Annotated in this window: 28 protein-coding genes; 19 read left to right on the top strand and 9 right to left on the bottom strand. The window is 66.7% G+C overall.

Annotated elements, in window-relative coordinates:
• Positions 1–167: 167 nt before the first annotated feature.
• From ACEVQ6_RS03275 to ACEVQ6_RS03305, 7 genes are all read left to right on the top strand, one after another.
• Positions 168–1,478 carry an ABC transporter substrate-binding protein gene (locus ACEVQ6_RS03275; RefSeq protein ID WP_374887474.1) on the top strand — a complete coding sequence of 437 codons (1,311 nt, stop codon included), beginning with the start codon at positions 168–170 and terminating at the stop codon, positions 1,476–1,478.
• Positions 1,479–1,754: 276 nt separating this feature from the next.
• Positions 1,755–2,627, top strand: a complete 873-nt coding sequence (locus ACEVQ6_RS03280) for a carbohydrate ABC transporter permease (protein ID WP_374887475.1) — start codon at positions 1,755–1,757, stop codon at positions 2,625–2,627.
• A gap of 15 nt (positions 2,628–2,642) precedes the next feature.
• A complete protein-coding gene (locus tag ACEVQ6_RS03285) occupies positions 2,643–3,467 on the top strand; it encodes a carbohydrate ABC transporter permease (RefSeq protein ID WP_374887476.1) in 825 nt (274 codons plus the stop codon).
• 34 nt (positions 3,468–3,501) lie between these two features.
• Complete coding sequence (locus ACEVQ6_RS03290; RefSeq protein ID WP_374887477.1) at positions 3,502–4,503, top strand: ABC transporter ATP-binding protein; 1,002 nt, start codon at positions 3,502–3,504, stop codon at positions 4,501–4,503.
• A 157-nt stretch (positions 4,504–4,660) separates the two neighbouring features.
• Positions 4,661–6,145, top strand: coding sequence for a mannitol dehydrogenase family protein (locus ACEVQ6_RS03295; RefSeq protein ID WP_374887478.1), 1,485 nt, complete (start codon positions 4,661–4,663; stop codon positions 6,143–6,145).
• A 91-nt stretch (positions 6,146–6,236) separates the two neighbouring features.
• The gene (locus ACEVQ6_RS03300) at positions 6,237–6,950 is read left to right on the top strand and encodes an HAD family hydrolase (RefSeq protein WP_374887479.1); all 714 of its coding nucleotides are present in this window, start codon (positions 6,237–6,239) and stop codon (positions 6,948–6,950) included.
• A gap of 63 nt (positions 6,951–7,013) precedes the next feature.
• On the top strand, positions 7,014–8,624 hold the full coding sequence (locus tag ACEVQ6_RS03305) for an FGGY-family carbohydrate kinase (protein WP_374887480.1): 1,611 nt from the start codon (positions 7,014–7,016) through the stop codon (positions 8,622–8,624).
• Between the two features lie 285 nt (positions 8,625–8,909).
• Here the strand turns inward: ACEVQ6_RS03305 and ACEVQ6_RS03310 are convergent, their stop codons facing one another.
• Positions 8,910–9,917, bottom strand: a complete 1,008-nt coding sequence (locus tag ACEVQ6_RS03310; RefSeq protein ID WP_374887788.1) for a sensor histidine kinase — start codon at positions 9,915–9,917, stop codon at positions 8,910–8,912.
• A gap of 112 nt (positions 9,918–10,029) precedes the next feature.
• Positions 10,030–10,824, bottom strand: a complete 795-nt coding sequence (locus ACEVQ6_RS03315; RefSeq protein WP_374887481.1) for a response regulator — start codon at positions 10,822–10,824, stop codon at positions 10,030–10,032.
• A gap of 134 nt (positions 10,825–10,958) precedes the next feature.
• Between ACEVQ6_RS03315 and ACEVQ6_RS03320 the strand changes: the two genes are divergently transcribed.
• From ACEVQ6_RS03320 to ACEVQ6_RS03330, 3 genes are all read left to right on the top strand, one after another.
• Positions 10,959–11,159 carry a NepR family anti-sigma factor gene (locus ACEVQ6_RS03320; RefSeq protein ID WP_374887482.1) on the top strand — a complete coding sequence of 67 codons (201 nt, stop codon included), beginning with the start codon at positions 10,959–10,961 and terminating at the stop codon, positions 11,157–11,159.
• 2 nt (positions 11,160–11,161) lie between these two features.
• Positions 11,162–11,740: an RNA polymerase sigma factor gene (locus ACEVQ6_RS03325; RefSeq protein WP_374887789.1), complete on the top strand. Its 579-nt coding sequence runs from the start codon at positions 11,162–11,164 to the stop codon at positions 11,738–11,740.
• Between the two features lie 176 nt (positions 11,741–11,916).
• Positions 11,917–13,422, top strand: coding sequence for a sensor histidine kinase (locus ACEVQ6_RS03330; RefSeq protein WP_374887483.1), 1,506 nt, complete (start codon positions 11,917–11,919; stop codon positions 13,420–13,422).
• Between the two features lie 204 nt (positions 13,423–13,626).
• Here ACEVQ6_RS03330 and ACEVQ6_RS03335 read toward each other — a convergent pair whose 3' ends face one another.
• Together ACEVQ6_RS03335 and ACEVQ6_RS03340 are read right to left on the bottom strand one after the other, a co-directional pair.
• Entirely contained in the window at positions 13,627–14,055 is a 429-nt protein-coding gene (locus ACEVQ6_RS03335; protein WP_374887484.1) for a hypothetical protein, read from the bottom strand.
• A 117-nt stretch (positions 14,056–14,172) separates the two neighbouring features.
• On the bottom strand, positions 14,173–14,532 hold the full coding sequence (locus ACEVQ6_RS03340) for a DUF883 family protein (protein WP_374887485.1): 360 nt from the start codon (positions 14,530–14,532) through the stop codon (positions 14,173–14,175).
• A 207-nt stretch (positions 14,533–14,739) separates the two neighbouring features.
• On the opposite strand from ACEVQ6_RS03340, the gene ACEVQ6_RS03345 reads away from it, so the two are divergent.
• The 4 genes from ACEVQ6_RS03345 to ACEVQ6_RS03360 all read left to right on the top strand — a co-directional run bounded on the left by ACEVQ6_RS03345 (position 14,740) and on the right by ACEVQ6_RS03360 (position 17,401).
• The gene (locus ACEVQ6_RS03345; protein ID WP_374887486.1) at positions 14,740–15,159 is read left to right on the top strand and encodes a hypothetical protein; all 420 of its coding nucleotides are present in this window, start codon (positions 14,740–14,742) and stop codon (positions 15,157–15,159) included.
• A gap of 19 nt (positions 15,160–15,178) precedes the next feature.
• Positions 15,179–16,174, top strand: coding sequence for an energy transducer TonB family protein (locus tag ACEVQ6_RS03350; RefSeq protein ID WP_374887487.1), 996 nt, complete (start codon positions 15,179–15,181; stop codon positions 16,172–16,174).
• A gap of 337 nt (positions 16,175–16,511) precedes the next feature.
• On the top strand, positions 16,512–16,943 hold the full coding sequence (locus tag ACEVQ6_RS03355) for a DUF2325 domain-containing protein (protein ID WP_374887488.1): 432 nt from the start codon (positions 16,512–16,514) through the stop codon (positions 16,941–16,943).
• Positions 16,944–17,140: 197 nt separating this feature from the next.
• Positions 17,141–17,401 (top strand): hypothetical protein, encoded by a 261-nt coding sequence (locus ACEVQ6_RS03360; RefSeq protein ID WP_374887489.1) that lies wholly within the window; start codon positions 17,141–17,143, stop codon positions 17,399–17,401.
• A 63-nt stretch (positions 17,402–17,464) separates the two neighbouring features.
• Here the strand turns inward: ACEVQ6_RS03360 and ACEVQ6_RS03365 are convergent, their stop codons facing one another.
• Genes ACEVQ6_RS03365 through ACEVQ6_RS03375 form a run of 3 tightly spaced genes read right to left on the bottom strand, consistent with a single transcriptional unit; the run spans position 17,465 to position 18,577 of the window.
• Positions 17,465–17,761, bottom strand: coding sequence for a hypothetical protein (locus tag ACEVQ6_RS03365; protein ID WP_374887490.1), 297 nt, complete (start codon positions 17,759–17,761; stop codon positions 17,465–17,467).
• 50 nt (positions 17,762–17,811) lie between these two features.
• Positions 17,812–18,180: a DUF423 domain-containing protein gene (locus ACEVQ6_RS03370; RefSeq protein ID WP_374887491.1), complete on the bottom strand. Its 369-nt coding sequence runs from the start codon at positions 18,178–18,180 to the stop codon at positions 17,812–17,814.
• Between the two features lies 1 nt (position 18,181).
• Positions 18,182–18,577: a group II truncated hemoglobin gene (locus ACEVQ6_RS03375; RefSeq protein WP_374887492.1), complete on the bottom strand. Its 396-nt coding sequence runs from the start codon at positions 18,575–18,577 to the stop codon at positions 18,182–18,184.
• Between the two features lie 133 nt (positions 18,578–18,710).
• Between ACEVQ6_RS03375 and ACEVQ6_RS03380 the strand changes: the two genes are divergently transcribed.
• From ACEVQ6_RS03380 to ACEVQ6_RS03395, 4 genes are all read left to right on the top strand, one after another.
• Positions 18,711–19,298, top strand: coding sequence for a TetR/AcrR family transcriptional regulator (locus ACEVQ6_RS03380; RefSeq protein ID WP_374887493.1), 588 nt, complete (start codon positions 18,711–18,713; stop codon positions 19,296–19,298).
• On the top strand, positions 19,295–19,636 hold the full coding sequence (locus ACEVQ6_RS03385) for an SMR family transporter (RefSeq protein ID WP_374887494.1): 342 nt from the start codon (positions 19,295–19,297) through the stop codon (positions 19,634–19,636). The genes ACEVQ6_RS03380 and ACEVQ6_RS03385 overlap by 4 nt, the downstream gene beginning before the upstream one ends.
• Before the next feature lie 127 nt (positions 19,637–19,763).
• Positions 19,764–20,549, top strand: a complete 786-nt coding sequence (locus ACEVQ6_RS03390) for a ThuA domain-containing protein (RefSeq protein WP_374887495.1) — start codon at positions 19,764–19,766, stop codon at positions 20,547–20,549.
• A complete protein-coding gene (locus ACEVQ6_RS03395) occupies positions 20,549–21,592 on the top strand; it encodes a Gfo/Idh/MocA family protein (protein WP_374887496.1) in 1,044 nt (347 codons plus the stop codon). Before ACEVQ6_RS03390 ends, ACEVQ6_RS03395 begins: the two co-directional genes overlap by 1 nt.
• A gap of 28 nt (positions 21,593–21,620) precedes the next feature.
• Here the strand turns inward: ACEVQ6_RS03395 and ACEVQ6_RS03400 are convergent, their stop codons facing one another.
• Positions 21,621–22,637, bottom strand: a complete 1,017-nt coding sequence (locus tag ACEVQ6_RS03400) for a LacI family DNA-binding transcriptional regulator (RefSeq protein ID WP_374887497.1) — start codon at positions 22,635–22,637, stop codon at positions 21,621–21,623.
• Positions 22,638–22,656: 19 nt separating this feature from the next.
• Positions 22,657–23,892 carry an alpha/beta hydrolase gene (locus tag ACEVQ6_RS03405; protein WP_374887790.1) on the bottom strand — a complete coding sequence of 412 codons (1,236 nt, stop codon included), beginning with the start codon at positions 23,890–23,892 and terminating at the stop codon, positions 22,657–22,659.
• Positions 23,893–24,247: 355 nt separating this feature from the next.
• Between ACEVQ6_RS03405 and ACEVQ6_RS03410 the strand changes: the two genes are divergently transcribed.
• A complete protein-coding gene (locus ACEVQ6_RS03410; protein ID WP_374887498.1) occupies positions 24,248–25,297 on the top strand; it encodes a dipeptidase in 1,050 nt (349 codons plus the stop codon).
• The last annotated feature ends 195 nt before the right edge of the window (positions 25,298–25,492 follow it).

Consider the following 25,492-nt stretch of genomic DNA (forward strand, 5'->3'; position numbering starts at 1 on the left):
TCCTCCACCAAGGCGTGCATTTTGACAGAGGACCCCTGCGATGGAAAGAGGGTGCGTTCCGTTGATGTTGCGATGCAGCAACGATTTCCGATTGACAATTTCCGGAAATGTACGAGTAAATGCCCATGAGCTAGGCAAATGCTCATTACTCTTCTGGGAGGAAGATTATGAACTTCAGAACTTTGCTGCTGGGCACCTGCTCGGCTTTCGCCTTCGCTGGTCTTGCAAGCGCGGAAACCCTCACGATTGCCACGGTGAACAACGGCGACATGATCCGCATGCAGGGTCTGACCGACGATTTCACCGCGAAGAACCCCGACATCCAGCTCCAGTGGGTCACGCTCGAGGAAAACGTCCTGCGCGAGCGCGTCACGACGGACATCGCCACCAAGGGTGGCCAGTACGACGTGATGACGATCGGCACCTACGAGGTTCCGATCTGGGCGAAGCAGAACTGGCTGCTGCCGCTCGACAATCTCGGCGCCGACTATGACGCCGCCGACATCATCCCGGCGATCGCCGGCGGCCTGTCGGTCGACGGCAAGCTCTATGCCGCGCCCTTCTACGGCGAGAGCTCCTTCATCATGTACCGCAAGGACCTGATGGAGAAGGCGGGGCTGACCATGCCCGACGCGCCGACCTGGGATTTCGTTGCTGACGCCGCCCGCAAGATGACGGACCGCGCCAACGACATCAACGGCATCTGCCTGCGCGGCAAGGCCGGCTGGGGCGAGAACATGGCCTTCCTCACGGCGACCTCGAACGCCTTCGGCGCGCGCTGGTTCGACGAGAACTGGAAGCCGCAGTTCGACCAGCCGGAGTGGAAGGCGACGCTGCAGTCCTATGTCGACCTGATGAAGGACGCAGGCCCGGTCGGCGCCTCGTCGAACGGCTTCAACGAGAACCTGGCGCTGTTCCAGCAGGGCAAGTGCGGCATGTGGATCGACGCCACCGTCGCCGCCTCCTTCGTCTCCAACCCGAAGGACTCCACCGTCGCCGACAAGGTCGGCTATGCGCTGGCGCCCGACACGGGCCTCGGCAAGCGCGGCAACTGGCTCTGGGCCTGGTCCCTCGCCGTTCCTGCCGGCACGCAGAAGGCCGAGGCCGCGCAGAAGTTCATCGCCTGGGCGACCGGCAAGGGCTATCTCGACCTCGTCGCCTCGAAGGAGGGCTGGGCCAACGTTCCCCCGGGCACGCGCACCTCGCTCTACAACAATGCCGAGTACCAGAAGGCGGCGCCCTTCGCCAAGATGACGCTGGAATCGATCAACTCGGCCGATCCGACCAAGCCGACCGTCAAGCCGGTTCCCTATGTCGGCGTACAGTTCGTCGCCATCCCCGAGTTCCAGGGCCTTGGCACCACCGTCGGCCAGCTGTTCTCGGCGGCGCTCGCCGGCCAGATGTCGGTCGACGACGCGCTGAAGCAGGCCCAGGACGCGGCGACCGCGACGATGACCGAGGGCGGCTACATCCAGTAAGGCGCTTCTCCCAAGGAGCCCCTGACGCTGTCCGGCCCTTGCGCCGGGCAGCGTTCCCGGACCCTGGTGCCTCCGGGACCGGCCGTCGATCGGCCACGGTGCCATGCCTGTTTCATCGCACTGCATTGCCGGATGGCGCTGACGGCGCACTCCCGGCCGGCGACCCGGACGTGCGAAGCGCCGACGATCCCGATGCGTCCGCCCCGCCGCCGTCGCCAGACGAGATTTCGATAAAGACAAAAGACGTCGATGACGGGGAGAGGAGACCTAATCCCGATGGCCACGCAAAATACCAGTTCGCTGGCGCGCGTCATGCTCGCGCCCTCCGTGCTTCTGCTCCTGGTCTGGATGATCGTGCCGCTGGCGTTCACGCTGTGGTTCTCGTTCCAGCAGTACAATCCGCTCAACCCGATGCGCGACGGCTTCGTCGGCTTCGCCAATTATGCGCTGTTCTATTCGAACCCGGCCTTCTTCCAGGCGATCCTGAATACTCTGCTGATCGTCGGGAGCGTGCTCGTCATCACGGTCGTCGGCGGCATCCTTCTGGCGCTTCTGCTCGACCAGCCGATCTTCGGCCAGGGGATCGTGCGCATCCTGGTGATCTCGCCCTTCTTCGTCATGCCGCCGGTCGCCGCACTGGTCTGGAAGAACATGATCATGCATCCGGGCTACGGCGTCTTCGCCGACATTGCCCGCTTCTTCGGCGTCGCGCCGATCGACTGGTTCGCGCAGCTGCCGCTTTTCTCGGTGATCATGATCGTCGCCTGGCAGTGGCTGCCCTTCGCCACGCTGATCCTGCTCACCTCGCTGCAGTCGCTCGATGGCGAGCAGAAGGAGGCGGCCGAGATGGACGGCGCCAGCTTCCTGTCGCGCTTCATCTACCTGACGCTGCCGCACATGTCGCGGGCGATCACCGTCGTCATCCTGATCCAGACGATCTTCCTGCTGGCGGTCTATGCCGAGATCCTCGTCACGACCAATGGCGGCCCGGGCTACGCCTCCACCAACCTGCCGTTCCTCGTCTACCAGAAGGCCTCGCTCGAATTTAAGATCGGCCAGGCCTCCGCCGGCGGCATCATCGCCGTTATCCTCGCCAACATCGTCGCCTTCTTCGCCATGCGCGCGGTCGGCAAGAATCTCGACCGCTAACGGGGGGACAAGCCCATGGCACGCGCTGTCAGCACGAGACGCAAGGTCGTCTTCACCGTCGCCGCCTGGATCGTGGCACTGATCATCTTCTTCCCGATCCTCTACACGATCATCACCTCGTTCAAGTCCGAGACCGAGGCGATCGCCGGCTTCCGGCTTATCCCGTCCGGCACGCTCGAAAGCTATGCGGCGGTGCAGGGCCAGTACAATTACTTCCGGCCGTTCTTCAATTCGGTCGTCATCTCGGTCGGCTCGACGCTGCTCGCGCTGCTGATCGCCATTCCGGCGGCCTGGTCGATGGCGTTCTCGCCGACCCGGCGCACGAAAGACATCCTCATGTGGATGCTGTCGACGAAGATGATGCCGGCGGTCGCCGTGCTCTTCCCGATCTACATCATCTTCCGCGATCTCGGCCTGCTCGATTCGCTCTTCGGCCTGACCGTGATGCTGACGATGATCAACCTGCCGATCGTCGTCTGGATGCTCTACACCTACTTCCGCGAAATCCCCGGCGAGATCCTGGAAGCCTCGCGGATGGACGGCGCCTCGCTCTGGAACGAGATCGTCCACGTGCTGACGCCGATGGCGGTGCCGGGGATCGCCTCCACCATGCTGCTCAACATCATCCTCGCCTGGAACGAGGCGTTCTGGACGATCCGGCTGACGGCGACCAATGCGGCGCCGCTGACGGCCTTCATCAGCTCGTTCTCCAGCCCGCAGGGTCTGTTCTGGGCAAAACTCTCGGCGGCCTCCACGCTCGCCATCGCGCCGATCCTGATCATGGGATGGTTCAGCCAGAAGCAGCTCGTTCGCGGCCTGACCTTCGGCGCCGTCAAGTAAATCGATACCGCGGAAAAAAGCGGGGAGGGACAAAATGGGAAATATCGTACTCAAGAAGGTCAACAAGTCGTTCGGCGCCACCCAGGTCATTCCGGGCATCGACCTCACCATCAACGACGGCGAGTTCGTCGTCTTCGTCGGCCCGTCGGGTTGCGGCAAGTCGACGCTGCTGCGCCTGATCGCCGGTCTGGAGGACACGACGAGCGGCACGATCGAGATCGACGGGCGCGACGTCACGGGCGCGGCACCGGCAAAACGCGGGCTCGCCATGGTGTTCCAGTCCTACGCGCTCTATCCGCACATGACCGTGTACAAGAACATCGCCTTCCCGCTGAAGATGGCGAAGATGGATCCGGCCGCGATCGACAGGAAGGTGAAGGAGGCCGCCCGCGTCCTCAACCTCACCAGCTATCTCGAACGCCGGCCGGGCCAGCTCTCCGGCGGCCAGCGCCAGCGCGTCGCCATCGGCCGCGCCATCGTGCGCGAGCCCTCGGCCTTCCTCTTCGACGAGCCGCTGTCGAACCTCGACGCAGCACTTCGCGGCACGATGCGCCTCGAGATCAGCGAACTGCATCATCAACTGAAGACGACGATGATCTACGTCACCCACGACCAGGTCGAGGCGATGACGATGGCCGACAAGATCGTCGTACTGCAATCAGGCAATATCGAGCAGGTCGGCTCGCCGATGGATCTCTACAACCGGCCCGACAACCTCTTCGTCGCCGGCTTCATCGGCTCGCCGCGGATGAATTTCGTCACCGGTACGCTGGCCGCGCCCTACAAGGCCGCCACCGTCGGCGTCCGGCCGGAGCACCTGGCGCTCTCGCGGGACACGGGCCAGTGGCGCGGCACCGTCGGTGTCGCCGAGCACCTCGGCTCCGACACGTTCCTCCATGTCAACGTGGACACGATCGGCATGATGACGGTGCGCGCCGGCGGCGACACGCCGGTCGCCCATGGCGACACGGTCTATCTGACGCCGGATCCGGCCCGTATCCACCGTTTTGACGACAAGGGCAAGGCGATCCGCTAAAAGGCTGCCGTCAGCCGCGAATCACCGGCTGCCGGATGGAGGAGGAGCATCCGGCAACGCCGCGCTTCGGGCATTCCCCGTGTCGCGCGATACCCGCCGGGACTGCCTTTTTCTCCAGCCGGACCCGTTCTGCCCCGCGCAGCAAAGGAAGAGACCCATGACGACCAAACTCTCGCTTGCCACTCTCGACGCCATCAAGGACAGGGCGGGCATCCCGGCCTATGCGCGGGCGAGCCTGAAGCCGGGCATCGTCCATTTCGGCGTCGGCAACTTCCACCGTGCCCACCAGGCGGTCTATCTCGACGACCTGTTCAACAGCGGCCTCGACCATGACTGGGCGATCATCGGCGCCGGCGTGCTCCCCTCGGACGAGACGATGCGCGCCCGGCTCGCCGAGCAGGACTATCTGACGACCGTCGTCGAGCAGGACAACAACCGCACCGCCGCCCATGTGACGGGCGCGATGATCGACTATCTCTCGCCCGGCAATCCGGCGGCGACGATCGCCCGGCTCGCCGATCCGCAGATCCGCATCGTCTCGATGACCATCACCGAGGGCGGCTACTTCATCGATCCGGCCTCGGGCCGGTTCAACCCCGAGCACCCCGCGATCGCGGCGGACGCCGCCCATCCCGAGGCGCCGAAAACCGTGTTCGGCCTGGTGATCGCCGGACTGAAGGCGCGAAGGGAGGCGGGCGTGCCGCCCTTCACCGTGATGTCCTGCGACAACATCCCCGGCAATGGCGAGGTCACCCACGCCGCCGTCGTCGGTCTTGCCCGCCTGTCCGATCCGGCGCTCGCCGACTGGATCGATGAAAACGTCGCCTTCCCGAACGGCATGGTCGATCGCATCACCCCGGCGACCAGCAGGCGCGAGATCGACGTCACCGCGTCGGACTACGGTATCGAGGACAACTGGCCGGTCTTCTGCGAGGAGTTCAAGCAGTGGGTGCTCGAGGACAAATTTCCGCAGGGACGCCCGGCCCTGGAAAAGGTCGGCGTGCAGTTCGTCCCGGACGTCGCCCCTTACGAGCACATGAAGATCCGCATCCTCAACGGCGGCCATGCGGCGATCGCCTATCCGGCTTCGCTCCTCGACATCCATTTCGTCCATGAAGCGATGGAGGAACCGCTGATCCGCGCCTTCCTCGCCAAGCTCGAGACCGAGGAGATCATTCCTGTCATCCCGCCGGTGCCCGATACGGACCTTCGGGACTACTACACCCTGATCGAGAGCCGCTTCTCCAATCCGAAGATCGGCGACACCATCCCGCGTCTCGCCCAGGACGGCTCGAACCGCCAGCCGAAATTCATCCTGCCCTCGACCGCCGACCGGCTGGCCGCGGGCGAGGACGTCGTCGGCCTGGCGCTCGTCTCGGCGCTCTGGTGCCGCTATTTCGAGGGGACCTCCGACAGCGGCAAGGCGATCGTCTTCAACGATGCCAGCGCCGAGCGGCTGCAGGCGGCGGCGCTCGCGGCGAAGTCCGATCCGGATGCCTTCCTCGCACTGTCCGACATCTTCGGCGAGGTCGCGACGTCGGACCTGTTCCGCCGCCGGTTCGCCCGCGCGCTGCGCCATCTCTACGAGAAGGGGACGCGGGAAACGCTGTCCGCCTATCTCGACGGCAGCCTGGCGGACTGAGGCGTGTCGCCCGGCCCGGCAGATGCCCGGCGGCGCGGCGACGGCGGCATCGTGGTTGATGCCGCCGCCGGCTTGCGGTAAAGGCCGGAGCATGGCGACACCTTCTTCCTCTCCCATCCGTCCCCCCGTCGGCCCGCCGATCGGCCTTGTGATCTTCGACTGCGACGGCGTGCTCGTCGACAGCGAGCCGATCTCGATGGCGGTGCTCGTCGCCGAACTCGCCGCCTCCGGCGTGACGATGAGCCTGCCGGACGTGACCGAGCGCTTCCTTGGTCGCAGCATGAAGAGCATGTGCGAGGTCCTGAGCGCCGAATACGGTTTTGCCGCCGGCGACGAGTTTCTCGAACGGGTGCGGACCTCGCTCTATGCGCGGTTCCGGGCCGAGCTGCAGCCGGTCGAGGGCATCGCCGAGGCGGTGCGCCGCCTGCCCGTTCCCCATTGCGTCGCCTCCTCGAGCCAGCCGGAGCGCATCCGGCTGTCGCTGACGGTCACCGGCCTCATCGACCTGTTCGAGCCGAACATCTTCAGCGCCACCATGGTCAGCCGCGGCAAGCCGGCGCCGGATCTCTTCCTCCACGCCAGCCGTTCGATGGGTGTTTCGCCTTCCGCCTGCGTCGTCATCGAGGACAGCCCGGCGGGGATTGCGGCGGCGAAGGCGGCCGGCATGCGCGTCTTCGCCTATGCCGGTGCGTCCCACTCCCGCGACGCGGCCCACCGCCGGATGCTTCAGGGCCTCGGGCCGGATCTCCTGTTTGACGACATGCGGGAATTGGGCCAGTTTGTCGCGGGAGAAGCGGTGCGCTGACCATAGGCGACGGGTCGTCGTCGGAGCAATGTGCCGGAATCGAGGCAGGAGAAGCGGCATTCCATGCGGGATCTGATCGTCGCGGTCGATATCGGCACGGGCAGCGCGCGCGCCGGTGTCTTCGACCGCCATGGGCTGCTCATCGGCCGGGCGGACTACCCGATCGAGATGAACCGTCCCGCGGAAAACGTCGCCGAACATGATTCGGAAAACATTTGGACCGCCGTCTGCATCGCGGTGCGCACCGCGCGGGCCAAGGCCGGCGTCGGCGAGGCGCGGATCGCCGCGATCGGTTTCGATGCCACCTGCTCGCTCGTCGTGCGCGACGGCGCCGGCGCGCCGCTCTCGGTCAACGCGCAAGGCCACCGGCGCTGGGACACGATCGTCTGGCTCGACCATCGCGCCCTGAAGGAAGCCGACGACTGCACCGCGACCGGCCATCCCGTGCTGGTTCATTCCGGCGGCGTCCTTTCCCCGGAAATGGAAATGCCGAAGCTGATGTGGCTGAAGCGCAACCTGCCGGAGCAGTGGGAAAAGGCGGGCCTCGTCTTCGATCTCGCCGATTTCATGACCTGGCGGGCGACCGGCAGTGCCGCGCGCTCGCGCAGCACGCTGACGGCGAAATGGAACTACCTGTCCCACCGGTCGAAGGGCTGGGACGAGAGCTTCCTCGCCGCGATCGGCCTTGAGGATCTGCTGGCCCGCACCGGGCTTCCTGAGAACACGGCGCTGCCCGGAACGGCGGTCGGCACGCTGACCCCCGAGGCGGCAGCCGGCCTCGGCCTCGACACCGACTGCCGCGTCGCGGCCGGCCTGATCGACGCCTATGCCGGCGCGCTCGGCGTGCTCGGCCGGTTCGCCCGGGTCCCGGGCGACCTTGAGGGGCAGATGGCGCTGGTCGGCGGCACGTCGAGCTGCATCGTCGCGTTCGCCCGGGAGATGAAGCCCGCTTTCGGATTGTGGGGGCCCTATTACGAGGCGGTTCTGCCGTCGCTCTGGCTGGTCGAGGCCGGCCAGTCCGCCACCGGGGCGCTGCTCGACCATATCGTGCGCAGCCACAGTGCCGGCGGCGAGCCGGACGCGGCGCTGCATGCCCGGATTATCGCGCGGGTGCGCGAACTGCGCGCGCTTCACGGCGACGAATTCGGCGGCCGGCTGCATGTGCTGCCGGATTTCCACGGCAACCGCTCGCCGCTTGCCGATCCGCATGCGGTCGGCGTCGTCTCCGGCCTGACGCTCGATGCCTCCTTCGACGCGCTCTGCCGGCTCTACTGGCGCACCGCCGTCGGCATCGCTCTCGGGCTTCGCCATATCCTCGACATGATGCGGCAGGCCGGCTATGCGCCGGACTGCCTGCACGCGACCGGCGGACACTTGCGAAACCCGCTGCTGATGGAACTCTACAGCGACATCACCGGCTGCCGCGTGGCCGCCGCCGATGCGGTCGATGCGGTGCTGCTCGGCACGGCGATCGGCGCCGCCGTCGCCGCAGGTCTTCACGACACGCTCGCCGGCGCCGGCGCGGCGATGAGCCCGGAAGGGCAGGAATACCTTCCGGATCCCGCACGGCGCGGCGCCTATGACCGGGACTATGCCTGCTACCTGGCGATGCTGCGCCACCGCGCGGAACTCGATGCGATCGGGCGCGGCGGTCGGGCCGGACCGGCTGCCTGAAAACCTTCCTGCGGTCCTTGCGTTTTTTCGTCGGGCGCCCGGAACCTTTTCGCCTGCTTCGCCGTTCTTGGGCTGTACGGAAGAGGCTTCGCACCGCCCCCAATGCGAAGCGCCCCCACTCTCCGTCTCTCTCAACTCACACGCCCCCCCGGTGAGTTGTGTTATCAGCCAGTGCCTCCCCTCGGCACTGGCTGTTTCTTTTTCAGTACATCCATCGAAAAAGGCGGCCTCCCTCGCACGGCGCGGGAAGGACGTGCATCCGTCCTTCCGGCCTGAAGCGACGGCTCAGGCCTCGCCTGTACCGCGCAGGATCTCGTATTCGCGGGCGGGAAGGGTCAGGTGATACTCGACGCGCTCTGGCGAGAAGAGATAGAGGGCCTTGCCTGCGACCGCGGCGGGAACGACGCGCTCCAGAACGGTGCGGCCGAAGCTCGGCTCGCCCTCTCCGACGGGCGCCCGCGCTGGAGCGAGATGCTCGATCCAGACGATCTCGATGGCGGGCGCGTTCTCGAAGACCGTGTCGCCGCAATATAGGCTGATCGCGTCGGCGCCGGCGGCGATCGTGCCGTGCGAGGCGGAATTGACGATGAGTTCGTGCAGCGCCAGCCCCACATGCAGGGCCGCGTTGGGGCTCAGATGGGCATTGAGCCCCGTCGGCACCATCGGCGGCGCGGAAGCCGGCCAGTAGGCGGACGTCTGGCGCGCGACGAGTTCGAAGAAATAGGCGCCGCGCCAGCTTGAATCGGTCACGAGGTCCTGAGAATTCGACAGCGACTGGATCCGGCCGCGAAAGGCAACGAGGAAATTGTCGAGGGATCGTGCCTGCCGCGCCGTCTGCGTGGCGATGCCCTGGATGATCGCCAGGAGGTTCTTCGAGCGGTGGCTGACCTCTCGCAGCAGCGTCTTGAGGATACGCTCGCGGTGGCGCTGCTCCGACACGTCCGTGATCACGGAGAGGACGCCCGCACGCTCGCCGAAGACGACATATTCGAGCTCGAAACGGTAGATCGAGGCCCGCGCCGCACATTCGATCTCGATCGTCTGGCTCGAACGGTCGCGAAAGACCGTTTCCCTCGTCGTCCTGAGGCGCCCGCCGTCCCGTTCGCCGAAGATCGTCCGCTCGTCGGCATTCTCGCGCAATTGCGGGCCGATCGCCCCGGGCACATGGCCGCAGGCGACCATCGTCCCGGCCGCATCCTGGAAGACGTATCCGGCGCCCGTCCTGCCGAGCGCCCGGTCGAGGAGACCGAGGCGCCAGGCATCGGGCGCGGAAGAGGGCAACGGCGGATCCATTTCAGTCACGATACGTGCCTTCTTGTCATCCGGATGGCCCTTGGCATGCGCGCAAGGCGGCGACAGGCGCAGACCGTCACCGGTGCGCCTGTCTTGGTGATTGCTGGGCTTTTCAGGCCGCTTTCTTTCGCGTCTCGTTGAAGAACAGGGCCTGGCTGATCAGGGCCTTCACCATGTCGGGATTGAACGGCTTGGTGACGAGGAAGGTCGGTTCCGGACGCTCGCCGGTGAGAAGCCGTTCCGGGAAGGCGGTGATGAAGATCACCGGGATCGCGCTCGTCTTCAGGATGTCGTTGACCGCGTCGATGCCCGAGCTGCCGTCGGCGAGCTGGATGTCGGCGAGCACCATGCTCGGCTGCGTCTTCTCGAAGAGCTCCACGGCCTCGTCGCGGGTGCGCGCGATGCCGGTGACGTTGTGGCCGAGGCTCTCGACCATCTGCTCGATGTCGATGGCGATCAGCGGTTCGTCCTCGATGATCATGATGTCGGTCGCGACCTGCCGCGAGATTTCCTGGGAGGCGCGGTCGATCAGATGGGCCATCCGGTCGGCGTCGACTTCGAGAACATCCGCCGCCTCGCCTGGCGTAAAGCCCTCGACGGAGACGAGCAGGAAGGCCTGCCGGGGCAGGGGGGACACGGAGGCAAGGTTCAGGGAGGCGCGCTGTTCCCAGGCGAAGGGCGAGACGGGCTCCGGAACCAGCACCGAGGAGGACCCGAACAGCTTGGTGAACAGACGGAAGAGGCCGACCCGGTCGCTCGACGTCTCCGGAAAGATCGAAATGTCGGCGATCAGCGCCTCCAGAACGGCTGCGACATAGGCGTCGCCGGAGGTCTGCGATCCGGTGAGCGCACGGGCATAGCGCCGCAAATAGGGAAGATGCGGGGCGATGCGGGTGGACAGTGACATGAATGGCTCCCTCAGTCGGTATCGGTTCTGTACCGAATGTCGTTTGAACGCCGATCGGAAAAAAAGGTTCCGGGTCGGGAACAAAATTTTGGCGCGCGCGTTTCCGGTCTTAGATGGACCAGAAGGCAGTGGCAATGAACGACACGACAGGGGCGAGCGTGTTCCGCGGCGAGAGAAGTCTCGCCGGGGATCCTAATGCGCAGATTGCGAAAAAGCTGCGCGCACTTTATGTTTCGGTACAGGAAGAGGCCATTCCAGACCGCTTTCTCGACCTGCTCGAGAAGCTCGACGCCGCCGAAAGCAAGTCCGCCGAGCGGATGAGGAACGAAGCGTGACCATGGAGCGGGATAAGACGACACCCACACAGCAGGACCGTTCCGGCTTCAAGCGCGAGATGCTGGCGGCGCTGCCGAGCCTGCGTGCCTTTGCCATGTCGCTGATCGGTCGCCATGACCGGGCCGACGATCTGGTGCAGGACACGATCATGAAGGCCTGGGCGAAGCAGGACCACTTCGAGATGGGCACGAACATGAAGGCATGGCTCTTCACCATCCTTCGCAACGAGCTCTACAGCCAGATGCGCAAGCGCGGCCGCGAGGTGCAGGACAGCGACGGCTACTTCACCGAATCGCTCGCCCAGCATCCGGCGCAGTACGGCTCGCTCGACCTGCAGGATTTCCGCCAGGCGCTCGACCGCCTGCCGCCCGACCAGCGCGAGGCGATCATCCTCGTCGGCGCCTCGGGCTTCTCCTACGAGGAGGCGGCGGAGATCTGCGGCTGCGCGCTGGGCACGATCAAGAGCCGCGTCAACCGCGCCCGCCAGCGGCTTCAGGACATGCTGCAGGTTTCCGGCGAGCATGAATACGGCCCCGACGCGACATCGGCTCCGGTCACGTCCCGGGCCTTCATTTCCTAAAATTTTCGGCTTGCTGCCGCCGGTGGTAACGTCGATAGTCCCGTCCGTAAGCGGTGACGGGCGCATTTTGAAGGGGAGGATGCCCCGCATGCGCCGACCAAAAGGAACGTGGGTTTGAATTGACAGACGATCGGACGAAAGGTGACGCCGGAGGGCGGGAGGCGTCGGCCGACGAAATGCGTTCCGGCTCCGGGCAGACGACGGTGCCGGAGCCTGTCGAGGCGATGTTGAATTCGCCGGACAGGCTCTCTGTTCTCAAGGGCCTGACGATCGATCCTGCAGCGGAGGCGCCCGAATTCGAGCCGCTCGTCGCCGTCGCCGCCCGGCTCTTCGATGCGCCGCTGGCCCTCGTCACGCTGGTCGGTGCCGAGACCCAGTGGTTCGTCGCGCGCAGCGGAACGTCCGAGACCCGGGCGCCGTCGCTTGAGAGCTTCTGTGCGCACACGCTCGTCGCGCGCGACGGGCTCGTCGTCAACGATGCGGCCCGCGATCCGCGCTTCAGCCGACAGCGGCGTGTGGTCGGCGCCCCCGGGCTTTCGTTCTATGCCGGCGTGCCGATCGTCCTTGCCGGCCAGCCGGTGGGCACGATCTGCGTCTTCGACCTGTCGCCGCGCGCCGCCGTCGAAGAGGTGCTGATGCAACAGCTGCGCGATCTGGCGCGGCTTGCCGCCTCGCTCCTGGAATACAAGGACGAGGCGCGCCGCCGGGCGATCGCGGAGCAGGCGCTCGCCCGCGACGAGCGCCGCCATGCGCTGGCGCTGGAGGCCGCCAATGTCGGAAGCTGGCGCTGGGACGTGCGCAGCGGCATCGTGTCCGGCAACGAAGCGATGATGCGGATGTTCAACCTGCCTGCCGGCCGCGACATCCATGCGCGCGATATCGTCGAGGCGATCCATCCGGACGACCGCGTCAAGATGATGGAGCGGCTGCGCGCCGCGATGAAGGCCGACGAAGAATATGACGGCATCTTCCGCGAACGCCGGAAAGGCCGCTGGCTGCTCGGCCGCGGTCGCGTGCACGAGCGCGACGAGAAGGGCAACCCGACGCTTTTCCTCGGCATCAACATCGACGTCACGGCCGAGCAGCAGACCATCCAGCGCACCCGGCTGCTGCTGCGCGAACTCAATCATCGGGTGAAGAACACGCTCGCCATGCTGCAATCGCTGGCGCGCCAGACGTTGCGTCAGACCAGCGATCCGCAGGAGTTCATGACGGCGTTTGCCGGGCGCCTGCAGGCGATTTCCGAGGCGCACGGGCTGCTCTCCGATCATGAGTGGGACGTGGTGCGTCTGTCGCCGCTCCTGATGAAGCAGGTCTCGCCCTATACCCGCGACTATGCGAAGCAGGTCGAAATCCACAAGGACGAGATTCTGCTCGGCCCCGACCAGGCGGTCGGTCTCGGCCTGGTGCTGCACGAACTCGCGACCAATGCGGCAAAGTATGGCGCCCTCTCGGTGCCGGACGGCAAGATCGTCATCACGGCACGCAGCGTGCGAGAGGAGGAGGGTGCTGTCCTCCACCTGACCTGGACCGAGGTTGGCGGACCGCCGGTCTCGCCGCCCACCCGGCGCGGTTTCGGCTCGATCCTGATCGAGCGCAGCCTTGACAAGGTTCTCGGCAGTTCCGTCCAGGTCGAATACCTCCCGGCCGGCGTCACCGCCCTGATCCGCTTGCCGCTCTAAAGATGAGCGTTCAGGAGGTTGTCCGTTCGGGCCGGGTTTGACGTCCGGACAATGCGTTGAAAGAGAGGGATGGAGCTGTCCAGTAAACCCATGTTCACGGGACATGGTCTCGGCAGCCTGCGTCCCGCCGCGTGCGTTTGGAAGCGTAGATTCTGTAAAAGAGGACGAAGTCGTGACCCTGCCCTTGTCGGGACGGCCGCGACGTCAGTCGTCGTCGCGGCGCTTGCCGACGGTCAGGCCGAGCACAGTGCCGATGGCGATGGCGGCGCCGACGGCAACAAGCGGGTTCTTCCGGAAGAGGGTCAGGCCGGTCGCCATTGCCAGATTGGTCGCAGCCGCCTTCCGGGTCCGCCGTTCAGCAGCGATGCGCCGGTCGCGGGCATTCAGCGATGCCATCACGCCGACCAGCACGAGGGCGAGACCGAGCGAGGCGCCGCCGATGATGAGGCTCGCCGTGAGCGCGCCATAGACGGCCGACAGGGCGATGGCGGCGGCGATCATCAGGAAGACATAGGCGGTGACGACGAACAGCAGCACGACGGCGGAAAAGCCCGCATTGCGTTTGCAGCTCTGCAGTTTCAGGTCAATATCGCCGAAAAACAGTCCCGGCAGCAAGGCCAGCCATGAACCCATGATGTCAGTTCCCCTCTCGCAGTGCCGCCACCTCGTCCGCCGCGACGGTCCGCCCCTGTCAACGCGGCCGCGCCGCGACCGGGGTCGCAGCGCGGCGGATGGTGGACAGCGTATCTATCACCGGCGAAGCAGCGACGCGACAAGAATGCCGAGCGCTGCGGCGGCGCCGATCGTTGCGATCGGGTGGCGGCGGACCGTAGCGACGACCTGGCGTTCGGTGCCGGCATAGCGGTCGCGCAGGTCGTCGATCAGCTGCTCGCCGTGGGCGAGAAGGTCGCCGATCCCGGCCTCGGCCCCGGCGCGCGCCTGCTGCGCCTTCGCCTTCACATCCTTCCCTGCCGCGTTGCCGCGATCGGAGAGCAGCCGCGCGAGCGCGGCGATGTCGTGGCGGATCTCCGCGATCTGGTCCTCGACGCTGTCATGGAGGAAGGCGCCGTTGCGCTTCTTCGGGGAGGTGGAGAAAAGGCCGGTTGCCATCTATGTGTGCTCCTTCTTCGCTGGGAGGGGCCGGGAAGCCGGCGACGGGAACGATCTCTGACCGGCAACGCAAAGGCCTGGCCAGAGCCTCGGCCAGACAACGTATCGACAAGGGGATTGTTCCTGCTCGTCTTTTCGATTTTATCTTGACTATGAATATCATATTTTACTAGGTAGGTTCGAAACGAGCGAGTGGCGGAGATGGCGATGAAGCGGGTTCTGGGCGCGATGCTGGCGGGCGTTCTTGCGACGGCGGGTGCGGCAGCACAGGAGACGGCAGCGACGCTCTCGGTCGAGCTCAACGCCCTGGCGTCTTCCGCCGCCGGCTGCAAGCTGACATTCCTGGCGGAAAACGGCCTTGATCGGTCGCTCGACAAGGTTTCCTTCGAGTTCGTCTTTTTCGATCTGCAGGGGCGGGTCGAGAGGATGGCCGTGCTCGATTTCCGCGATCTGCCGGCCGGCAAGCAGAAGGTGCGCCAGTTCGATGTTTCGGGAACGAAATGCGAGGGGCTGAAGGGGCTGCTGATCAACGATACCCCGGTCTGCGCCGGCGAGGGCGTGGACACGTCCGCCTGCATGAAGGCCTTAAAGACGGGCTCGAAGGCCGGCGCCGAACTGAAGGGTTGACGGCCACGGAGGGCCGGCCATGACATTCAGAACCGCGATCAAATGGACGGCGGCCATCGTCCTGTCGCTGGGCGTCCATGTCGCCGCCGCGAGCCTTCTGCGGCCCGCTCCGCCTTCCGTCGAGATCGCCGGCGGCGAGGCGATGGAGGTTGCCCTGCTCGGTTCCGCCTTTGAGGAGACGCTGCAGACCGGCGCCGTCAGCGACGTGATCGCTCCCGCCGTCGAGCCTGTCGAGGAGACCCCGCCCGTCGAGACGGCGACGCTGCCGCCGAGCGAGGCGATCCAGCCGATGGACGCCGCCGAGATCCCGCCCGAAGCGGCGGTCTCCCCGGTTCCGGCCGAGACTATGAGCGAGATCGCGCCGCAAGACGCCGTTCCGCCGCAGGCGGCGGACGTGATCCTGCCGGCCGAAGAGATGCCGCCCGTCCTGGCGGAGGAGCCTGAGGTCGTCGCGTCTTTGCCGCCGCAGGCGGTGGTGGTGCCGACGCCGAAGCCGGAGGAGATCGCTCCGGTCGAGCCGGTGCGCGAGATCCGGCCGGCGCGCGAGGCCAAGACGGAAAAGCCCAAGAAGAAAGTGGCGGAAAAGCCTGCCCGCCGGAAGCCGGCGCAGACGGGCGAGGACGGTGCTTCGGCCGCCAGCCAGCGAAAGGGTGCCGCCGACGGACAGGTGACCGGCAGTGCCGCCGCCTCGGGCCGGACGGGCAGCAAGCGGCGCGACGCCGGCAATGCGGTCGTATCGAATTACAACGGCAAGGTCCGTTCAAAGGTCAACCGCGCCTTCCGTTATCCGACCGCCGCGCGGCGGGAAGGGCATCAGGGAACCGTGCAGGTCCAGTTTACGCTCGCGGCAAGCGGAGCGATCCTCAATGCCCGCGTCGTCAAGAGCGCTGGCTCCGCCATCCTCGATCAGGCGGCGGTGGACACGGTGCAGCGCGCGGCACCTTTTCCCCGGTTCCCCGACGGGGTCGGTCGCGACCGCTGGGTCTTCACCATTCCCATGGTTTACAAGTTCTAGCGCAGGCCCGGCGATCGCCGCATTGTCGCAGGTTCAATGCGCGGTTCTTGCAGATTTTCCGCGCGGAGGCACTCTCGTCCTGGCTGGAAACGCTCCCGCTTCACGCCTGCCCGGTCTTCGGATCTTTACCCTTACGGCGCGGTCGCCGCCCCTATGCCCGCCTCCGCGTAGCGGAGGCCTCCGATCTCCACCATAAAATATGATCAAAAAACTCATGTTTATACTTTACTCTTTTTATCATGTTTTATAGGGTCCCGTCATGGCGAAGCACGAGGCTTCGCGCCGGGGTGCAGCATGCAGGCCCGAGCGTCACGACGATGATCGAGAGGGCGGCCGCATGGGGGACAAGCAGCGCAGGAAAACCGGGCGGGGCGCGCCAGGCCCTTCGGGCGGCGGATCCGGAGCGGAGGCCGCTTCCGAGGGCGTGCGCGTCCGCAGTTTCCTCTATGTCGGCGGGCGCGATTGCCAGGTCGCCCATCTGCGCCAGATCGCCTCGGCCTTCGGCGCAGAGCTCATCCATCACGATGGCGGCCTGCGCGAGGCGGTGTCGCGCATCGACCGGGTGCTTCCTTCGGTCGACTGCGTCTTCTGCCCGATCGACTGTATCAGCCACGATGCCTGCATGCGCGTGAAGAGCGGCTGCAAGAAGTGGGGCAAGGCCTTCGTGCCGCTGCGCAACGGCAGCAAGTCGAGCCTCGAGCGCGCCCTGCAGGACATGAATGGCCAGCCGGTGCCCGACGGGCGCCCCTCCCGATCGGTCGAACGATGAAAACGCAGTCACCCGCCATGCTCACATGCTCCGTTTTCACGGCCTCTTCCGACGCTGAAGCGATCCCGCTCCGGCAGGAACACGTCGGAAAGTGCCGATCCTCCCTTCGGCCGGCACGCGCCGGTCGGCCCCTGCATCCCATGCGCGCGCCGGCGGCACGGGCCGCCGCCCGCTCGTCCGAGTGGAGTTGAATGGCCATGGACGACAGGCGCCCGGATTCCTTCACGATGATCGGCCTGCACAAGCTCGCCAGCCAGTTCGGCGACGGGCTCGTGCCCGAGCTTTACGAGCTTCTCGCCGCCCGTGCGCAGAGGCCGCCGAACGTCACGGACTTCCCCGTCGAGGAGACGCGACCGCCGCTTTCGCCGTCGCCGGTTGCGGGCGCGCCGGGGCGCGACAATGTGATACGTTTTCCCCCTAGCGACGGGTGCCGCGCCCGTCGGCGCGAGAGGGCGTGAGACTTTCACCCGCGCAACAAGACGAGAGACGAGCCGGTGAACGCGCCGGATCGCATCGAGGTGCTACCCGTCCTGCCGTCGCTCGATCTCGACGAAACGCTTGCCTTCTGCCGTGACAGGCTTGGGTTTTGCCGAACGGGTCCATCCCGACGAAGGCTGCCTGATCCTGCGCCGTCCCGGGATCGATCTGCACTTTCTACGACTGCGGATCGCACGCGCTGCGAGACCACGTCCGTCCATCTCCGCGGCGGCGGCATCGCCGCGCTCCATGCCGAGGTCGGGCAGCGTGGTCCGGCGCCTTTGGCGGCCATCAGCCTGAAGCCGTGGACCATGGAGGAATTCCATGTCCACGATCCGCATGGAAACCTCCTGCGCTTCGGGCCTATTCCCGCTGCGTCCGCCTGATCCGGTCAGGCGTCGTCGCCGAGCCGGAAGGCGCCGAGCGCGATCGCCAGCCATCCCGCCATCATCGTGAGGCCGAAGATCGGCGCGGCCATCGGGAAGAGGCCGTGGCCGGTCATGTGCCGGAGCGTCAGGTCGGCGGCGAAGCCGGCGGTGCCGAAGGCGAGCAGCAGGGCGGCGATGGCGGCGGTCGGGATCCGCCGCCAGCCGGCGACGAGGGCGAGCAGCGCCGGCGCATGCGCCAGGCACATGGCCGAGGCGCCGCCGAGCAGGCGCGGATCGGCGCCGTGCGAGGCGGCGGCGGCGCTTGCCACGCCGTAAAGCCCCATCACCCCCGCGACCAGCACCACCGTCGCGCGTACGGAAAACGCCCTCATCTCAGTCGTCCCTGTTCTGCATGTGGAAGGCAAGCCGCGTCACCGGCTCGAGAATGACCTGCCGCACCTCGGCGCCGGGCACGGTCTCCGTCAGCGCGCGGGTGAAGCACAGCAGCCATTCGTCGCGCTCGGCCGCGCCGATCGAGGCGCCGAAGTGCCGGCGCCGGAGCATCGGATGGCCGCGCTTGCTGGTGTAGAGCGGCGGCCCGCCAAGCCAGCCCGTCAGGTACTCGTAGAAGGTCTCCTCGCTTTTCGACAGGTCCGCCGGATGCAGTGCCCGGCATCGCGCCGCCTCGGGAAGCGTGTCCATCAGCTGGTAGAAGCGACGGGTGAGCGCGCGCACAGCGGCCTCGCCGCCGACGGCCTCGTAAAGCGTGATGGTCCCGGCGTCGCTCATCGGTGTCTCCTTCCGCCCGGTTCTACCGCCGGGAATGCCTGCGCCTCAACGGCTTTCCGCGGGTCAGGAGCGGTTGCGGCGATTCATCGCGCGCCTGCTTGACAAACCGTCCGGTTGGTATGTTTATGGTGGCATGTCCGACGCCCATCGCCGCCCGAAGAAGCCGCAACAGGTCCGCCGCAAGCTTTTGGCGGCGGCGGCCGATCTCTGCGCCGTCGAAGGTCCCGCGGCATTGACGCTCGATGCCGTCTCGAAGGCGGTCGGCGTCTCCAAAGGCGGGCTGCTGCACCATTTCCCCGGTCGCGACGCGCTGATCGATGCCCTGTTCGAGGATCTCGTCGGCCGGTTCGATACGGCGATCGAGGCGGCTATCGCGGCCGATCCGGTGGCGGAGGGGCGCTTCACCCGCGCCTATGTCGCCTGCAGCCTCGACCTCGGCCTCTCCGCCGAGGGCGAGGGCTGGCGCGGCCTCACCGCCGCGATCCTCGGTGTCCCCTCCTTGCGCGCCCGCTGGCACGACTGGGTGGCGGCGAAGGCGGAGCGGTTTGGCGCGACCGACGGCGCCCCGCGCCATCAGCTCGCCCGCTTTGCCGCCGACGGCGTCTGGCTCGCCGATCTGCTCGGAAGCCACGATCTCGACGCCGCCACCCGCGCCGCGATCCGCGTCGAACTGGCGGCGCTCGCGGCACCCGCTCCTCCTGCCTCCGGAACCCGGCCATGAACCCCGTCATGCTCTATTCGCTGCTGGTGCTTGCCATCGTCTTCGAGGTGCTCGGCACCTCGGCGATGCAGGCCGCGCAGCATTTCACACGGCTCGTGCCGACGCTCGCGATGGTCGTCTGCTACGCGGTCGCCTTCTATTTCCTCTCCTCGACGCTGCGCTACATTCCGGTCGGCATCGCCTATGCGATCTGGAGCGGGCTCGGCATCGTGCTGATCTCTCTCGTCGGTTTCCTCGTCTTCGGCCAGACGCTCGATCTCGCGGCCGTCATCGGCCTCGCGCTGATCATTGCCGGCGTGATGGTGCTGAACCTTTTCTCGAAATCGACGTTTCACTGATGGCACGGGCGGCGGCCCTCTTGCCGAATCGCAGACGTGGCCATAAGGAAAAATTGAAAGCGGTTTCAATTTTTCCTTCCTGTCACGGCGGCGAACGTCGTTTGTATCCTTCGAGCGGAGCGCGATCATGGCCATACGCACCATCGTCTGGGGCGAGAACATCCACGAGCAGACCAACGACATCGTGCGCGGCCTCTACCCGCGCGGCATGCACACGACGATCGCCGAGGCGGTCAACGCCGATGCCGCGATCTCGGCGACGACGGCGACGCTGCAGGAACCCGAGCACGGGCTTTCCGCCGAGCGTCTTGCCGGGACCGATGTCCTGCTCTGGTGGGGCCACAAGGATCACGGCGCCGTGTCGGACGATATCGTCGAGCGGGTGGCGCGCCGGGTCTGGGAAGGCATGGGGCTGATCGTCCTGCATTCCGGTCATTTCTCCAAGCCGTTCAAGCGGCTGATGGGCACCCCTTGCGCGCTGAAATGGCGCGAGGCCGGCGAGCGCGAGCGCCTCTGGGTGATCAATCCGCGCCATCCGATCGCCGAAGGCCTCGAGGACAATTTCGTCCTCGAGAACGAGGAGATGTATGGCGAGCAGTTCTCGGTGCCGGAGCCGCTCGAGACCGTCTTCATCTCGTGGTTTGCCGGCGGAGAGGTGTTTCGCTCCGGCATGACCTGGAGGCGCGGCGCCGGCAACATCTTCTATTTTCGCCCCGGCCACGAGACCTATCCGACCTACCACGACGCCACCGTGCAGAAGGTGCTGCGCAACGCGGTGAAATGGGCCTACAATCCGCAAGGCACCTATGCCGCGATCCACGACGCGCCCAACGTGCCGGTCGAACGCGCGCTGGAGCCGATCGAGGAGCGGGGACCGCGGCTGCACCAAGCGGGCGAGGCGGGGTATCGCTGATGCGTCTTCTCGTGCTCGGCACCGGGGGCATGGCGAACGCCCATGCCCATGCCTTCGCGGCGATCGAGGGCGTAGACCTGGTCGGCGCCGTCGATGTCGATCCCACCCGCGCCAGGGCCTTTGCCGAGCGCCACGCGATTCCGGAGACCTTCTCGACGCTCGACGACGCGATCGCCTGGGGCGACTTCGACGCTGCGACCAATGTCACGCCGGACCGCGTCCATCACGCGACGACGCTGGCGCTGATCGCCGCCGGAAAGCATGTGCTCTGCGAGAAGCCGCTGGCGGAGAACTTTCCGAAGGCGGCCGAGATGGCGGAAGCCGCGGAACGTTCCGGGCTGACGACGATGGTCAACCTGACCTACCGGAATGTCGCGCCCCTGCAGCGGGCGCGCGCCATGGTCGAGGCCGGCGAGATCGGCACGGTACGCCACATCGAGGCCTCCTACCTGCAGAGCTGGCTGATCTCGCGCGCCTGGGGCGACTGGGCGACGGAATCGCAATGGCTCTGGCGCCTGTCGACCAAGCACGGCTCGAACGGCGTGCTCGGCGATGTCGGCATCCACATTCTCGATTTCGCGAGCTATGCGACGGCGAGCGACGTGCGCACCATCTTCGCGCGGCTGAAGACCTTCGACAAGGCGCCGGAAAACCGGATCGGCGAATACGACCTCGACGCCAATGACAGCTTCGCAATGACCGCCGAGTTCGACAATGGCGCGATGGGCGTGATCCATGCCAGTCGCTGGGCGACGGGCCACCTTAACGAACTCCGCCTCCGGCTGCACGGCGACAAGGGCGCGCTCGACCTTCGCCACACGCCCGACGGATCCTGGCTCAGCGGCTGCCTCGGCAGCGATGTCGAAACCGCGGTCTGGCGCGAGATCGATGCCGGGACGGTGCCGACCAACTACCAGCGTTTCGCCGCCGCCGTCGCCGCGGGCGAACAGGTCGATCCCGGCTTCCGGCATGCGGCCAACCTGCAGAAGGTGCTCGACCTCGCGGTGGTGACGGAGCGCGACCGGCGGGAACTGACCGTCTGATCCGCGTTGCCTTTTCCATGCTGTCTTTTCAGCGGGGGCAGGCAGCGGTCGAATGGCGCATCACCAGCTCGACGGGCCAAACCTCCCTGAGCGTGTGACCGTCGCCGCCCTGGACGAGGTCGAGGATCAGGTCGCCGATGCGCGCGCCGGCCGCGCGGATCGGCGAGCGCGTCGTCGACAGCGTCGGCACCAGGTTTTCCGGGCTGAGATAGGGAAAGACGTCGTCATGGGCGATCAGGGAGATGTCGTCGCCGACCCTCAGGCCGGCGATGCGGATCGCCCGCATCGCGCCGAGCGCCGACATCATCGATCCCGCCAGCACGGCGGTCGGCGGGTCGTCGAGGTCGAGGAAGCCCTGCATCAGCCGGAATCCCATCTCGTCCGTGAACTCGCCGTTGCCGCAGAGCTGCGGATCGAGCGCGATCTCCCGCTCCGTCAGCACATCGACATAGCCTTCCAGCCGGTGCTCGGCGAAGGTCCTGCCGCGCACGCCGTTGATGAAGCCGATGCGGCGATGGCCGAGATCGGCGAGAAGGCCGGTCGCCTGCCGGATCGCGCCGGCATTGTCGATGTCGAGCCAGCCATGCCGGCCCTCGGCCGTGGCGCGGCCGTGGATGACGAACGGAAGGCCGAGCTCCTCCAGCAGCGGGATGCGCGGATCCTCGACCACGGGCGAATGGAGCACGATGCCGTCGACGCGCTTGCTCGCCGCCAGCCGGCGATAGGCGGCGAATTCCGCCTCGGCCGAGCCGACCGTGACGACGAGCATGTCGATCTCGTCCCTTTGCAGCCGCGTTCCGAGGCCGCCCATGAATTCGCTCGTATGCGGGCCGAATTCTGTGTCGCCCTTGAAGACGATGCCGATCGCCCCGACGCGGCCGGTCGCAAGCCCGAGCGCGCTGGTGTTCGGCCGGTAGCCGTAGAGGGCCGCCGCCTTCAGCACGCGTTCGCGCGTTGCGGCCTTGACTTCGGGATAGCCGCTCAGCGCCCGGCTGACCGTCGTGGGGGAAAGGCCGAGCCGGGCGGCGAACTGCTTGAGGTTCATCGCCGCCCTCCCGCCTTGGTCACTGGACGACGGCCGAGCCGACCGTGTTGGAGACGGACCGGCCGAGCCGTTCGAACTGGCCGCCGTAATTCTCCCGGGTCGTCGGATCGAAGATCAGGATCGGCGTGCTGACCGCGATGCCGGCGGCGGTGCCGACCGTCTGGGCCGTGCCGAGCGCGATGCCGCCGATCCGCTCGCCGAGCCCGACATCGGAATCGGTGACCGTCTGGCCCGCGATCAGCCGGTTGCCGAGTAGTTGCACCACTTCCGGGCTTTCGGCGAATTTGCCATGGTTGAGCTGGTCGGCGCCTTTCAGCGCCGTCAGGTCGATCACGGTGATGCCTTCCTTCTCGAGGCTGCTGCGATAGGGCTCCTGCGTCGGGTCGATCTGGCCGAGGCGGTCGATATTGCCGGAGATCGTGCGCGAGATCGTCAGCGCCCGGTCGTCGCGCGAAACGAAGATGGTGAATTTCGGCTTGTCGGCGCCCATGGCGTCGAGCTGCTTCTGGAACACGTCAACGTCGAGGTCGGGCGAGGCGAGGATGACGTTGCTGATCTTCTTCGCCACCCGGCCGTCGCGGATCGCCATCTGCCGCAGCGCCTCGATCGTCAGCCACGAGCCCATCGAATGGGCCATGACGGTGATTTCGCCGACGGCCGGGTCGCGGGCCGCGACGCGCAGCAGTTCCTCCAGCGCATCGCGCGAATAGTTGGTGCTTTCCTTGTCGTAATTGTAGTCGAAGATCGTCGCGCGCGACGGCCAGGTGAAGATCACCGGCGCGACGTCGGCGCGCGAATCATGGACGATCTGGGCGAAGCGGTAGACGGCATCCTCATACTTGTTGTTGAAGCCGTGCACGAAGATCAGCATGCGGCGGTTTTCCGGCATGTTGCGCTTCACCCAGGCGCGGCTCGCCTCCGGCCGCGTCAGCGGGGTGATGCTGACGGTCGAGAATTCCTTGGCCGGGTCGGGCGGCAGTTTCTTCGGCCATTGCACCTGGCCGACCTTGCGGTTGGCGTCGGGCGGGATCGAGACGACGATCTCGGTCGTCGACACCTCGGTCGCGCGTTCGCCGTTGAAAAGGATGCCGGGCTGCGCCGTGCGCGCACGGGTGGTGGCGACGAGCAGGTCGACCTTGGAGGCGCCCTCTGTCGTCGGCCCCGCGACGAGCACGCCGGCGGCCCGTCCGGCGCATCCGCCAAGCGCGAGCCCAAGCACGAGCAGCACGGCGAGCCGCGTCATGGTCGCCGCCATTCCCCGGGCCGCGGTCGCGGCCCCCATTCCATCGCGCGTCATGCCCGATTGCTCCAACCCGTTGTTCCGGCGCGGCACGAGGCGCCGCGCTGCCTTGCCGTCGCACGGCCCGGTCGAGACTGATGGCAGAAAAGCCGGGCGTCCGACACCCCCTCCGGCATTTCCGCTCTCCCCTTTCGCCATTGCCCGGCACCGGTGCGGCGCCCGCGCCACAGCGGGACGGTGCGGTGGCGAAAGGGGAGAGCGGCCGCATGGCGGATGATTCCCTTTTCATCCGCCATGCTGTAGGTGGCGATATAGCGCGGTCCCGTCTTTCAGACAGGTCCGCCCGACGCCCCGTTCAGGATCGGAATCGATGCAGGCAGTATTCGACGGCCACAATGACGTGCTTCACCGGCTCTGGAGCCATGCCCGCGACGGTGGCGACCCGGTGCGCCAGTTCGTCGAAGGCACCGCCGAGGGCCATCTCGACGCGCCGCGCGCACGCGCCGGCGCCGTCGTTGGCGGGCTTTCGGCGATCTACGTCTCCTCGCCGGACATGCAGCCGCGCATCCCCGACGAGAACGGCCACTACAGGATCCCCCTGCCGCGGCCGCTCGACCGGCATGCGGCGCTCGATACGGCGATGGAAATGGCCGCGATCGCGCACCGTCTCGACCGGGCCGGCGCCTGGGCGCTCTGCCGGTCGACGGGCGAGATCCGCGCGGCGATCAGGAAGGGTGTCTTCGCCGCCGTCCTGCACATCGAGGGGGCGGAGGCGATCGGCGCGGATCTGGCCGCGCTCGAGGTGTTCCATGCGGCGGGACTGCGCTCCCTCGGCCCGGTGTGGAGCCGGCATACGCTTTTCGGCCACGGCGTGCCCTTCGCCTATCCCGCGGATCCGGACATCGGGCCCGGCCTGACGGCGGCGGGCTTCGATCTGGTGCGCACCTGCAACCGGCTCGGCATTGTCGTCGATCTCGCCCATATCAACGAAAAGGGTTTCTGGGACGTGGCGCGGACCTCGGACCGGCCGCTCGTGCACAGCCACTCCAACGTCCATGCGCTGACCCCCGTCGCGCGCAACCTGACGGACCGCCAGCTCGACGCCATCCGCGAGAGCCGGGGGATCGTCGGCCTCAACTTCGCCACGACGATGCTGCGCTCCGACGGGCAGGAAAACGCCGCGACGCCCGTCTCCGACATGGTCCGCCATGTCGACCGTCTGGTCGAGCGGGTCGGGATCGACTGTGTCGGCCTCGGTTCGGATTTCGACGGCGCCACCATTCCCGAGGCGATCGGCGACGCCGCCGGAACGCAGGTGCTCGTCGCCGCCCTTGCCGATGCCGGCTACGGTTCGGACGACCTGGCGCGGATCTGCCGTGAGAACTGGCTGCGCATTCTCGCCGATGCCTGGCACGAGTGAGCGGCAAGCTATGCGCGGAGTGCAATGGTGCATTGCAAGGTCTTGCCTGTTTTTTAACCGCTGATCCTGTATGATCCTCTCATCGAAACGGTCACTCCTCCTCCCAGACCGTTTCGTAACCGCCAGCAACACTCCTCCTCCCGGTTGCTGGCCTGTTTAGAAGCCCGGTGCACCTCCTCCCGCACCGGGCTTTTG

Source organism: Ensifer soli (assembly GCF_041928815.1).
Lineage (GTDB): Bacteria > Pseudomonadota > Alphaproteobacteria > Rhizobiales > Rhizobiaceae > JBHFEI01.

What these genes read in the sequence shown, in the direction of transcription:
- ACEVQ6_RS03365 (WP_374887490.1), bottom strand. Translation starts at nt 17,761, where the DNA reads ATGCGGATCGTGGACATGGAATTCCTCCATGGTCCACGGCTTCAGGCT.
- ACEVQ6_RS03285 (WP_374887476.1), top strand. Translation starts at nt 2,643, where the DNA reads ATGGCACGCGCTGTCAGCACGAGACGCAAGGTCGTCTTCACCGTCGCC.
- ACEVQ6_RS03325 (WP_374887789.1), top strand. Translation starts at nt 11,162, where the DNA reads ATGGAGCGGGATAAGACGACACCCACACAGCAGGACCGTTCCGGCTTC.
- ACEVQ6_RS03405 (WP_374887790.1), bottom strand. Translation starts at nt 23,892, where the DNA reads ATGGCGGCGACCATGACGCGGCTCGCCGTGCTGCTCGTGCTTGGGCTC.
- ACEVQ6_RS03320 (WP_374887482.1), top strand. Translation starts at nt 10,959, where the DNA reads ATGAACGACACGACAGGGGCGAGCGTGTTCCGCGGCGAGAGAAGTCTC.
- ACEVQ6_RS03330 (WP_374887483.1), top strand. Translation starts at nt 11,917, where the DNA reads ATGCGTTCCGGCTCCGGGCAGACGACGGTGCCGGAGCCTGTCGAGGCG.
- ACEVQ6_RS03380 (WP_374887493.1), top strand. Translation starts at nt 18,711, where the DNA reads ATGTCCGACGCCCATCGCCGCCCGAAGAAGCCGCAACAGGTCCGCCGC.
- ACEVQ6_RS03295 (WP_374887478.1), top strand. Translation starts at nt 4,661, where the DNA reads ATGACGACCAAACTCTCGCTTGCCACTCTCGACGCCATCAAGGACAGG.
- ACEVQ6_RS03335 (WP_374887484.1), bottom strand. Translation starts at nt 14,055, where the DNA reads ATGGGTTCATGGCTGGCCTTGCTGCCGGGACTGTTTTTCGGCGATATT.
- ACEVQ6_RS03375 (WP_374887492.1), bottom strand. Translation starts at nt 18,577, where the DNA reads ATGAGCGACGCCGGGACCATCACGCTTTACGAGGCCGTCGGCGGCGAG.
- ACEVQ6_RS03385 (WP_374887494.1), top strand. Translation starts at nt 19,295, where the DNA reads ATGAACCCCGTCATGCTCTATTCGCTGCTGGTGCTTGCCATCGTCTTC.
- ACEVQ6_RS03300 (WP_374887479.1), top strand. Translation starts at nt 6,237, where the DNA reads ATGGCGACACCTTCTTCCTCTCCCATCCGTCCCCCCGTCGGCCCGCCG.
- ACEVQ6_RS03315 (WP_374887481.1), bottom strand. Translation starts at nt 10,824, where the DNA reads ATGTCACTGTCCACCCGCATCGCCCCGCATCTTCCCTATTTGCGGCGC.
- ACEVQ6_RS03355 (WP_374887488.1), top strand. Translation starts at nt 16,512, where the DNA reads ATGGGGGACAAGCAGCGCAGGAAAACCGGGCGGGGCGCGCCAGGCCCT.
- ACEVQ6_RS03345 (WP_374887486.1), top strand. Translation starts at nt 14,740, where the DNA reads ATGAAGCGGGTTCTGGGCGCGATGCTGGCGGGCGTTCTTGCGACGGCG.
- ACEVQ6_RS03410 (WP_374887498.1), top strand. Translation starts at nt 24,248, where the DNA reads ATGCAGGCAGTATTCGACGGCCACAATGACGTGCTTCACCGGCTCTGG.
- ACEVQ6_RS03370 (WP_374887491.1), bottom strand. Translation starts at nt 18,180, where the DNA reads ATGAGGGCGTTTTCCGTACGCGCGACGGTGGTGCTGGTCGCGGGGGTG.
- ACEVQ6_RS03350 (WP_374887487.1), top strand. Translation starts at nt 15,179, where the DNA reads ATGACATTCAGAACCGCGATCAAATGGACGGCGGCCATCGTCCTGTCG.
- ACEVQ6_RS03280 (WP_374887475.1), top strand. Translation starts at nt 1,755, where the DNA reads ATGGCCACGCAAAATACCAGTTCGCTGGCGCGCGTCATGCTCGCGCCC.
- ACEVQ6_RS03290 (WP_374887477.1), top strand. Translation starts at nt 3,502, where the DNA reads ATGGGAAATATCGTACTCAAGAAGGTCAACAAGTCGTTCGGCGCCACC.
- ACEVQ6_RS03400 (WP_374887497.1), bottom strand. Translation starts at nt 22,637, where the DNA reads ATGAACCTCAAGCAGTTCGCCGCCCGGCTCGGCCTTTCCCCCACGACG.
- ACEVQ6_RS03390 (WP_374887495.1), top strand. Translation starts at nt 19,764, where the DNA reads ATGGCCATACGCACCATCGTCTGGGGCGAGAACATCCACGAGCAGACC.
- ACEVQ6_RS03275 (WP_374887474.1), top strand. Translation starts at nt 168, where the DNA reads ATGAACTTCAGAACTTTGCTGCTGGGCACCTGCTCGGCTTTCGCCTTC.
- ACEVQ6_RS03340 (WP_374887485.1), bottom strand. Translation starts at nt 14,532, where the DNA reads ATGGCAACCGGCCTTTTCTCCACCTCCCCGAAGAAGCGCAACGGCGCC.
- ACEVQ6_RS03360 (WP_374887489.1), top strand. Translation starts at nt 17,141, where the DNA reads ATGGACGACAGGCGCCCGGATTCCTTCACGATGATCGGCCTGCACAAG.
- ACEVQ6_RS03395 (WP_374887496.1), top strand. Translation starts at nt 20,549, where the DNA reads ATGCGTCTTCTCGTGCTCGGCACCGGGGGCATGGCGAACGCCCATGCC.
- ACEVQ6_RS03305 (WP_374887480.1), top strand. Translation starts at nt 7,014, where the DNA reads ATGCGGGATCTGATCGTCGCGGTCGATATCGGCACGGGCAGCGCGCGC.
- ACEVQ6_RS03310 (WP_374887788.1), bottom strand. Translation starts at nt 9,917, where the DNA reads ATGGATCCGCCGTTGCCCTCTTCCGCGCCCGATGCCTGGCGCCTCGGT.